The 1,733-nt window shown below is 56.7% G+C and carries 3 protein-coding genes; 2 read left to right on the forward strand and 1 reads right to left on the reverse strand.

All coding sequences use genetic code 11. The features are described from left to right. Positions 1-161 (reverse strand): winged helix-turn-helix transcriptional regulator (locus ABF824_RS16330; protein WP_415490003.1); only part of this gene is annotated, 161 nt, incomplete at its 3' end. Between the two features lie 100 nt (positions 162-261). Between ABF824_RS16330 and ABF824_RS16335 the strand changes: the two genes are divergently transcribed. Together ABF824_RS16335 and ABF824_RS16340 are read left to right on the forward strand one after the other, a co-directional pair. Continuing rightward, on the forward strand, positions 262-1,281 hold the full coding sequence (locus ABF824_RS16335) for a zinc-binding alcohol dehydrogenase family protein (protein WP_415490002.1): 1,020 nt from the start codon (positions 262-264) through the stop codon (positions 1,279-1,281). A 51-nt stretch (positions 1,282-1,332) separates the two neighbouring features. Beyond that, a partial coding sequence (locus ABF824_RS16340; protein ID WP_415490004.1) for a cupin domain-containing protein occupies positions 1,333-1,733 on the forward strand: 401 nt, incomplete at its 3' end.

The raw sequence follows: 1,733 nt of genomic DNA on the forward strand, positions 1-1,733 counted from the left end.
GTGATATTGGGCAGGCGCTTGCGGATGGCGTTGAAGCGTAATGTCCCCTGAAGCAGGTGATAGAGGATCACGCCTTTCCATTTTCCGTCGATGAGTTGAAGCGTTGCTTCAACAGCGCAGCCGGGGCTGCAATCAAGCGACTGATGGCGGATGCGGGTCATAACGGTATCATTTCCAACACTATGGGCGTTAAAAGTGCGTTCTTGTCTGAAAACAGCATAGTGCTCACTCTTCTCCTCATTCAACAGAGGAGCAGACATCATGCGGGCCATCGGTTATCAGACGCCGCTTCCCATCGAAAACCCGGCGTTTCTCCAGGATATTGATCTACCGAAACCTGTTCCTTCGGGTCGGGATCTTCTGGTGGAAATCAGGGCCGTGTCGGTCAATCCGGTTGATACCAAAGTTCGCCGTAGCGCAACACCGGAGGCGGGTCAGTGGCGTGTCCTGGGCTGGGATGCCGCAGGCGTTGTCGTCGGCACCGGACCGGACGTCACGAATTTTTCTGTCGGCGATGAGGTCTTTTATGCGGGCGCAATCAATCGCCCGGGGACCAACGCTGAGTTTCATCTGGTCGATGAACGGATTGTCGGTCGCAAACCCCGCTCTCTGAACTGGGCCGAAACCGCCGCCTTACCGCTGACCGCAATCACGGCCTGGGAAATGCTTTTCGATCGTCTGGACATTCGTCGGTCTGTCCCGGGAACGACGTCCTCCATTCTGATCATCGGGGGCGCAGGCGGGGTCAGTTCCATGGCGATCCAGCTGGCCAAGGTTCTGACTGATATCACGGTCATTGCCACGGCTTCGCGCCTCGAAACGCAGGACTGGGTTACATCTCTCGGGGCAGATTACGTGATTGATCACAGCAAGCCTCTGGTCGCACAGGTTGCTGCCCTTCCTACGGGTGCCCCCGATTTTGTTTTTTCAACGACGCAGACAGATCGACACCTGGCAGAGATCGTCGAACTTCTGGCCCCTCAGGGACATTTCGGCCTGATTGATGATCCAGCTGAACTCAATGCTGTACCCCTCAAGCGCAAAAGCCTGTCCCTGCACTGGGAGCTGATGTTCACCCGCTCACTGTTCGGAACGGCAGACATCAGCGCACAGGGGAAACTCCTGAACGACGTGTCGCGCCTTATAGACGAAGGTCGTCTCCGTACGACACTCGGCAAAAATCTTGGCGCGATCACCGCCGCCAATCTGCGAGAGGCTCACGCTCTGATCGAGAGCGGTCAGGCCAAAGGGAAAATCGTGCTCGAAAGTTTTCCTGCCTGAACGGAGAGAGCCATGACGAAAACAGTCAAAGCTCTTGAGAGGAGTGACCTCATGAATGACGAAGAGCATCTTACGACCCTGAACCGGACGGGAGGTCGCTTCGATCTCAATAAAATTGCGGCGGCGTTCCCTGAAACGGCGGACACGATGCTGCTGGACACCTATCTGACCGACAAACCGGAAGCCAGTATCCGGGTCTTCCGGATCTATCGGGGCGTGCCACCGCATTATCATACCCAGTGCGATGAAGTGCTTCATGTCCTCTCCGGGACAGGCACATTCTGGATTGATGATCCCAAGGAGGAGGCGCCGTTTGCACCAGGCCATCTTCTGGTGTTCCCCCGTCGAGCGGTGCATGCCGTACCCCGCATTCTGAGCCATCCAGTTGTTTTTCTGGCTATCGACACGCCGCGACGCGCCCCGGATGACGTGGTGTTCGTGGATCCTGCCGA

The sequence above is a fragment of the Acetobacter sp. genome, assembly GCF_047721705.1.
Lineage (GTDB): Bacteria > Pseudomonadota > Alphaproteobacteria > Acetobacterales > Acetobacteraceae > Acetobacter.